Origin of the sequence: Stenotrophomonas rhizophila (genome assembly GCF_003751305.1) — a bacterium.
GTDB lineage: Bacteria > Pseudomonadota > Gammaproteobacteria > Xanthomonadales > Xanthomonadaceae > Stenotrophomonas > Stenotrophomonas rhizophila_B.
Genome location: NZ_RJKV01000003.1, coordinates 193,482 through 201,131, shown reverse-complemented (window position 1 = coordinate 201,131; position 7,650 = coordinate 193,482). Strand labels below are relative to the sequence as shown.

Annotated in this window: 6 protein-coding genes; 2 read left to right on the top strand and 4 right to left on the bottom strand. The window is 66.1% G+C overall.

Features of this window, described 5'->3' with window-relative positions; all coding sequences use genetic code 11:
- Window positions 1–62 precede the first annotated feature (62 nt).
- The 4 genes from EDF74_RS15990 to glnA form a co-directional block, all read right to left on the bottom strand.
- Complete coding sequence (locus tag EDF74_RS15990; RefSeq protein WP_184997350.1) at window positions 63–1,775, bottom strand: ShlB/FhaC/HecB family hemolysin secretion/activation protein; 1,713 nt, start codon at window positions 1,773–1,775, stop codon at window positions 63–65.
- Window positions 1,776–2,176: 401 nt separating this feature from the next.
- The gene (locus EDF74_RS15985; protein ID WP_123731038.1) at window positions 2,177–3,610 is read right to left on the bottom strand and encodes an ammonium transporter; all 1,434 of its coding nucleotides are present in this window, start codon (window positions 3,608–3,610) and stop codon (window positions 2,177–2,179) included.
- 18 nt (window positions 3,611–3,628) lie between these two features.
- The gene (locus tag EDF74_RS15980) at window positions 3,629–3,967 is read right to left on the bottom strand and encodes a P-II family nitrogen regulator (protein ID WP_019184907.1); all 339 of its coding nucleotides are present in this window, start codon (window positions 3,965–3,967) and stop codon (window positions 3,629–3,631) included.
- Between the two features lie 339 nt (window positions 3,968–4,306).
- Window positions 4,307–5,716, bottom strand: coding sequence for a type I glutamate--ammonia ligase (glnA, locus tag EDF74_RS15975; RefSeq protein ID WP_123731037.1), 1,410 nt, complete (start codon window positions 5,714–5,716; stop codon window positions 4,307–4,309).
- A gap of 223 nt (window positions 5,717–5,939) precedes the next feature.
- Between glnA and EDF74_RS15970 the strand changes: the two genes are divergently transcribed.
- Both EDF74_RS15970 and EDF74_RS15965 read left to right on the top strand, forming a co-directional pair.
- Window positions 5,940–6,734, top strand: a complete 795-nt coding sequence (locus tag EDF74_RS15970) for an undecaprenyl-diphosphate phosphatase (protein WP_123731036.1) — start codon at window positions 5,940–5,942, stop codon at window positions 6,732–6,734.
- Between the two features lie 71 nt (window positions 6,735–6,805).
- On the top strand, window positions 6,806–7,630 hold the full coding sequence (locus tag EDF74_RS15965; RefSeq protein WP_123731035.1) for an META and DUF4377 domain-containing protein: 825 nt from the start codon (window positions 6,806–6,808) through the stop codon (window positions 7,628–7,630).
- The last annotated feature ends 20 nt before the right edge of the window (window positions 7,631–7,650 follow it).

The following is a 7,650-nucleotide window of genomic DNA, read 5'->3' as shown; positions in this document are numbered from 1 at the left end:
CTTCCTTTCAATGCGGTGTGGGGTCGCGCGCCGCAGCGGCGCGCAGGGCCGTACAGCTGGCGTCAGAACGAGACGCCGAGGTTCATGCCAAAGGTGGTGTAGGCGGTCTGGAAGCCATCGGGCTTGTGCAGCGGGCTGCCGACGAAGCCTTCCCATTGCACGTGACGCGAGCCGCCACGCAGGCCCAGCGCCATGCCGGTGAGGCGGTCGCCGAGCAGCCACTCGGTCGAGGGTCCGCCCACCTGGCCATGGTCCACGGCCACGAAGCTCTCGACACCGCCGCCCATGGCAAAGGCCAGTTCATTGCGCAGCAGCCAGCCGCGCTCGCCGGTGAGCGAGAGTTCCCCGTCGAAGCCGCGTACGGTGTAGCGGCCGCCGATGGAGAAGCGGTCCTGCGGCACCAGCCGCGAACGGTTCCACTGCGCGCGCCAGCTGCCGGTATAGCGCAGTGCCTGCCGGCCCCATTGCATCGGCACGGTGAGCTGCGCATCGGCGGTCACCACCTTGCCGCGCGCGGTGCCTTCGCCAAAGCCCTCTTCCGGTGCCTGCAGCGCGTTGAACGCGCCGGTACCGCGGCGGTAGGCCAGGTTCGCATCCAGCGTGGCCTTGCCGATGAAGTGGCGGTGCGCGATCCCCAGCTCCCACCCGGCCATGCGCCGGCGCTGCACGAGGATCTCGGTGTCGTCGATGAAGTTGTCCGATTCACGGTACCAGCCGCGCGCGTGCATGCTGGTCTTGGCATGCGCATTGCGGAACAGCATGCGGGTCAGGCGCAGCTCGGCATTGCGGCTGGAGCCGCTGTACTCATAGCTCTCGTAGGCGCCGGCCACGGTCTGCCGGTAGTCGTATTCGCTGGCGTTGGCCCCCAGCAGCCACCAGCCCAGCGGCACGCTGTAGTGGGTGGACCAGCTGTCGGTGCCGCGGTCGCTGCCGTTGAACACGGACTTGCCCGCATTGACGTAGAACAGGTCGCTCAGCCCGGCCAGGTTGTCCAGCGACAGCGTGGCGCCGGCCTGCAGCTTGCCGGTGGACTGGCTGCCGGCGTCATCCAGGGTCAGGCTCACGCGCACCGGTGCGCGCTGCGCCCAGCTGATGACCAGATCGCTTTCACCGGGTTTGTCCTGTGCGCCCTCCTTCGGCGGGGCGATCTGGATGTCGACCGTGGCAGTGGGGACGCGCTGCAGGTTTTCCAGCGCCTGTTCGATATCGCGCAGGTTGAGCAGATCGCCGGGGCCCACCGCCAGCGCATTCCACAACGCGGGCATACGCCCTTCCTCGCTGGAGAAGCGGACCGCATTGATGCGGCCGGGCACTACGGTGAGTGTCAACGTGCCGGTCTTCAGGTCCTGCGGGGCGGCCAGGATGCGGGTGGTCACGTAGCCGCGCGCGATGATCGCGTTCTGCATGCGCTTGATCACGATGTCCACGCCGCCGGTGCCCAGGCAACGGCCGGTGGCCGGATCGTCGCTCGGATCGGCCGCGCGCAGTGACCAGCGGAAATGATCGGCCAGTTCGCCCTCCAGCGCGATGCGCTGGATCGGGAAACAGGGCGATTCGTCAGCCGGTAGGCGACCCACCGCTTCTTCCGGCGTGGCTTGCAGGCGCACGTCGGGCGTGGCTTCCTGTTGCTCGCGCAAGGCGCGCTCGCGCTCCTGCTGGCGCAGCAGTTCCTGATCCGGGGGGGCGACCTGCGCGCACACGGTGGCCTGCATGCAGGCCACGACCAATGCGACACCCACAGCCAACCGCCACCGCAGCGCGCGGCTGCGTTCCATACGTCCTTGTTGCACGTTCACGCTCTTCCTTGGCAAGAATCCGTGCCGGCCGGCAGGTTAGCGGCGGGCGGGCCCGGAACTTTAAAGGAATCGGGGCACCGGAAACAGGGCCTTGAACGACCGCCTGTCGGCTGAAGTGTGAAGACGGCACTGTGAAAAGGTGATGCTGGTCCGGGCGATGGCCGGGCGCGGATGCGCCCTGCGCGCAGCAGGGTCGCGCGTAAAACAGGCAGTCCCGTGGACCGACGGCTCCGGGCGCGGCGTGCCGGAAACTGTGACCCTTGTCCGACGCCGGGCACCGGAACACCCTGACCAGGCGCCCACAAAAAACCGGCGACCCGAAGGCCGCCGGCAAAGGTAAAACATCTCTCTCTCGTTTCTAATGCGGTATTGCGCGCGGATCAGGCCTCGTAGGCCGACTCGCCGTGCGAGGTGACGTCCAGGCCGGTGCGCTCGGCTTCTTCGGTGACGCGCAGGCCAAACACCATGCGCACCACCAGCAGGATCAGCACGGTGGCCACGGCACACCAGACGATGGTGAAGCCGACGCTGACCAGCTGCACCCAGACCTGATGACCGATGTCCAGGTCGGCCTTGGTGCCGCCCAGCGATTGCGCGCTGAACACACCGGTAAGCAGCGCACCGACGATGCCGCCGATGCCGTGCACGCCGAACACATCGGCGGTGTCATCGACCTTGAGCAGGCGCTTGAGACCGGTGACGCCCCAGACGCAGACCACGCCGGCGACCAGGCCGATCACGATCGCGCCCAGCGGGCCGACGGTGCCGCAGGCCGGGGTGATGCCGACCAGGCCGGCGACGGCGCCGGAGGCAGCGCCCAGCGCGGACGGCTTGCCCTTGCTGACTGCTTCGACCAGCGTCCAACCCAGCACCGCGGCGGCGGTGGCCAGGATGGTATTGATGAAGGCCAGCGAGGCGACGGTATCGGCTGCGGCAGCCGAGCCGGCGTTGAAGCCGAACCAGCCCACCCACAGCAGCATCGCGCCGATATAGGTGAACGGCACGTTGTGCGGCTTCAGTGCCGTCTGGCCGTAGCCGATGCGCTTGCCGACGAAGTACGCGCCCACCAGGCCGGCCACGCCGGCATTGATGTGGACCACGGTGCCACCGGCGAAGTCGATCGCGCCCATCTCACCCAGATAGCCGCCGCCCCACACGATGTGCGCCATCGGGATGTAGCTCAGGGTGAACCACAGGGCCGAGAACAGCAGCACGGCCTTGAACTTGATGCGCTCGGCGAACGCACCGACGATCAGGGCGGTGGTGATGCCGGCGAAGGTCGACTGGAAGGCGACGAACAGGTAATCCGGCAGGCCGGCGATCGGCGTGTTGCCGACGGTATCCGGGCCGAAGCCCTTGAGGAAGGCGAACTCGGTGAACGAGCCGAAGAAGGCGTTGCCTTCGCTGAACACCGCGCTGTAGCCGTAGGCCACCCACAGCATCAGTACCAGCGAGAACACCACCAGGATCTGGCTGAGAATGGACAGCACGTTCTTGGAGCGGACCAGGCCGCCGTAGAACAGGGCCAGGCCCGGCACCACCATCAGCAGCACCAGCAAGGTGGAGGTGAGCATCCAGGCCACATCGCCGTGATCGAACGTGGCCGCAGCGGCGGCTTCGGCGACCGGGGCAGCAGTGGCCTCCGGCGCAGTCGGCAACGGCTCGACCGCGACCGTCTCCGACGGTGCCGGGGTGACCTGCGCCTGGGCGTGCGCACTGCTGGAGAACGCACCAACGGCCAGCGCGCTGATCAGCATCATCAGGCACACCGCATGGAACCGGGCTTGCCACCCGGTGAACAAAGAGGTCTTCATTGTGGGCTCCGAGTGGGGTTAGAGCGCGTCAGCGCCGATTTCGCCGGTGCGGATGCGGACGACCTGTTCGACCGCGGTGACAAAGATCTTGCCGTCGCCGATCTTGCCGGTGCCGGCCGCGGTCTGGATGGCCTCGACCACGGCCTCCAGGCGATCGTCGGTCACGACGGTCTCGATCTTGATCTTCGGCAGAAAATCCACGACGTACTCCGCGCCGCGATACAACTCGGTGTGGCCCTTCTGGCGCCCGAAGCCTTTGACTTCGGTCACGGTGATGCCCGACACGCCAGCGTCGGAGAGGGCCTCGCGGACCTCGTCGAGCTTGAACGGCCGGATGATGGCGGAGATCAGTTTCATGCGCATATCCCGATGGTGGATGGAACCGGCCCGCGTGGGGCCGATGTCAGGTCAACCGGCGGCCACTTGCACATGGCCGCCGGTCGTTGCGCCGAACGTTGCATGGGCCACGCCGATGCCGACGCCCGAAGGGCGACGCCAGCGGTGACGCGGGAGGGAGGAAGGGCCCATGACGCGTCCGGTCTCTCTTGCCCCTGGTGGTACGTGTTGCCTGCGCTGCGGCTCCCCAGCTGCAGCACATGTCCTGCGGACCCGTTGCTGCCCGGATGCGAGGGCTGCAAAAGGCGGCGACGATGACGAAGGGTGGGAGGGATATCCTTCGTCATCGTCACCTGTTGCTCAGTTCGCGTAGTACATCTGGTATTCGAGCGGGTGGGTCGCCGCGCGGAAGCGGGTGACTTCCTGCATCTTCAGCGCGATGTAGCCGTCGATGAAGTCGTCGCTCATCACGCCACCGGCCTTGAGGAACTCGCGGTCCTTGTCCAGCGCTTCCAGGGCCTGGTCCAGCGAGGAGCAGACCTGCGGGATCAGCTTCTCTTCTTCCGGCGGCAGGTCGTACAGATCCTTGTCGCTCGGTGCGCCCGGGTCGATCTGGTTCTTGATGCCGTCCAGGCCGGCCATCATCAGCACGGTGAAGGTCAGGTAGCCGGACTGGATCGGATCGGGGAAGCGCATTTCGATGCGGCGCGCCTTCGGGTTGGACACCCACGGAATGCGGCACGAGGCGGAACGGTTGCGGGCCGAGTAGGCCAGCATCACCGGGGCTTCAAAGCCCGGGACCAGGCGCTTGTAGCTGTTGGTGCCCGAGTTGGCGAAGGCGTTGATGGCCTTGGCGTGCTTGAAGATGCCGCCGATGTACCACAGCGCCAGCTGGCTCAGGCCGCCGTAGCCGTCACCGGAGAACAGGTTGGTGCCGCCCTTGGACAGCGACTGGTGCACGTGCATGCCGCTGCCGTTGTCACCGACGATCGGCTTGGGCATGAAGGTGGCGGTCTTGCCGTTGCGGTGGGCGACGTTCTTGATGACGTGCTTCATGCGCAGCAGTTCATCGGCCTTCTGCACCAGGGTGCTGAACTTGGTGCCGATCTCGCACTGGCCGGCGGTGGCCACTTCGTGGTGCTGTACTTCCACTTCGATGCCGACCTGTTCCAGCGTCTTGCACATTTCCGCACGTAGGTCGTGCAGCGAATCGGTCGGCGGGACGGGGAAGTAGCCGCCCTTCACGGCGGGACGGTAGCCGCTGTTGGCGCCGTCGTACTTGTCACCGGTGCTCCAGGCCGCTTCTTCGGAATCGATCTTGAAGAAGGTGTGGCCCATGTCATTGGCGAAGCGGACCGAATCGAAGATGAAGAACTCCGGCTCCGGGCCGAAGAAGGCCTGCTCGGCGATGCCGGAGGACTTCAGATAGGCCTCGGCGCGCTTGGCGATGCCGCGCGGGCAACGGCCGTACGGCTGCATGGTGGCCGGATCGAGGATGTCGCAGCTGATGACCAGGGTCGGGTCGGCGTAGAACGGGTCGATGTAGGCGCTGGACGGATCCGGCAGCAGGACCATGTCCGATTCGTTGATGCCCTTCCAGCCGGCGATCGAGCTGCCATCGAACATCTTGCCTTCTTCAAACAGCGACGGCTCCACGATGCTGACCGGGAAGGTGACGTGCTGCTCGATACCACGCATATCGACGAAACGCAGGTCGATGAACTCGATCTGGTTGTCCTTGATCAGCTTCTCAACATTTTCCACGGACATCGGTGAAACCTCAGATGGGTGATTGCCTGTGTGGATAGAGCAATCCCCGTGCCAACTCTTCAGACTTCACAAACCCTTGATTTCACTGGGCTGTCAACCAACGCGACACGTGCCAGTGCGCACCAAAGTAGTGCACACCGTGCACCACGCACACATTTGGTGCGCGGCCTGGATGTTTTATGCTGCCTCCCGATGTCACCCCTTCCGAGCCCCAGCACTCCCGATGTCCGATCTGCTCTCCGCCCTCCTTCTGGGCATTCTTGAAGGCCTCACCGAATTCCTGCCGATCTCCAGCACCGGCCACCTGCTGATCGCCCAGCACTGGCTGGGCGCACGCTCGGACTTCTTCAACATCATCATCCAGGCCGGCGCGATCCTGGCGATCACACTGGTGTTCCGGCAGCGGCTGTGGTCCTTGGCGACCGGCCTGCATGAGCGCGCCAACCGCGATTACGTGCTCAAGCTCGGCACCGCGTTCCTGGTCACCGCCGTGGTCGGCCTGCCGGTCCGACTGGCCGGCTGGGAGCTGCCCGAGACGGTCACCCCGGTGGCCTGGGCGCTGATCATCGGCGGCCTCTGGATGCTCCTGGTGGAGGCCTACACCGCGCGCCTGCCCGAGCGCGATGAGGTGACCTGGAAGGTCGCCATCCTGGTCGGTGTGGCGCAGGTGGTGGCCGGTGTGTTCCCGGGCACCTCGCGTTCGGCGGCGGCGATCTTCATCGCGATGCTGTTCGGCCTGAGCCGCCGCGCGAAGGCCACCGAGTTCGTGTTCCTGGTGGGGATCCCGACCATGTTCGCCGCCAGCGGCTATGCCTTCCTGGAACTGGCCAAGGACGGCAAGCTGGCCAGCGAGAACTGGACCGATGTGGGCGTGGCCTTCCTTGCCGCGGTCGTCACCGGCTTCATCGTAGTGAAGTGGTTGCTGGGCTACATCAAGTCGCACCGATTCACTGCGTTTGCGTTCTACCGCATCGCGCTGGGCGCGGCCTTGCTGCTCTGGTTGCCGGCTGGCAACTGAACGGCCCGGCGCCGGCACAACCCCGTTGTGGATGCGCCGGCGTTTTTCCCCAGGTTCCCAAGGAGATGTACATGAAACGCACCCTGATGCTGATCCTGCCGCTGGCCCTGATGGCCGCCTGCAGCAACCCCTCCACCGCTCCGGCCGGCCGCGATGACCTCGCCCCAGCACCGACCGCCGCCGCCGACCAGGCCGCCGTGGCCCGTCTGGACGTGCAGCGCCTGCAGGGCAGCCATTGGCGCCTGGATTCGGCCACCGATGCCAGCGGCAAGCGCATCGATGCGCTGTTCGCCCGTGCCGACAAGCCGGTCACGCTGGACTTCAAGGATGACCGCATCGCGATCAGCAACACCTGCAACCGCATGGGCGGCGGCTACACATTGGCCGATGGTTCGCTGACCATTTCGCCGATGGCCTCGACCATGATGGCCTGCACGGACAAGAACCTGATGGCGCTGGACCAGGCCGTCGGCAGCCGCCTGGAAGGCGAGCTCAAGACCGAACTGGGCGATGCCGGCCAGCTGACCCTGCGTACCGCCAACGGTGATGTGCTGGTGTTCACCCCGGAACCGACCGCTGAAACCCGCTACGGCGGCGAAGGCGAAACGGTGTTCCTGGAAGTGGCCGCGCAGACCAAGCCGTGTCCGCACCCGATGATCCGCGACAAGCAGTGCCTGCAGACCCGCGAGATCCGCTATGACGCCAACGGCGTCAAGCAGGGCGAGCCGGGCGAGTGGCAGAACTTCTACGACGTCATCGAGGGCTACACCCACGAAGACGGCGTGCGCAACGTGGTGCGCGTGAAGCGTTACACGATCGCCAACCCGCCGGCCGATGCCTCGTCCAACGCCTACGTGCTGGACATGGTGGTCGAGTCCGCGAACGAGAAGAAATAAGAAAGCAGAAGGGCGGCCAC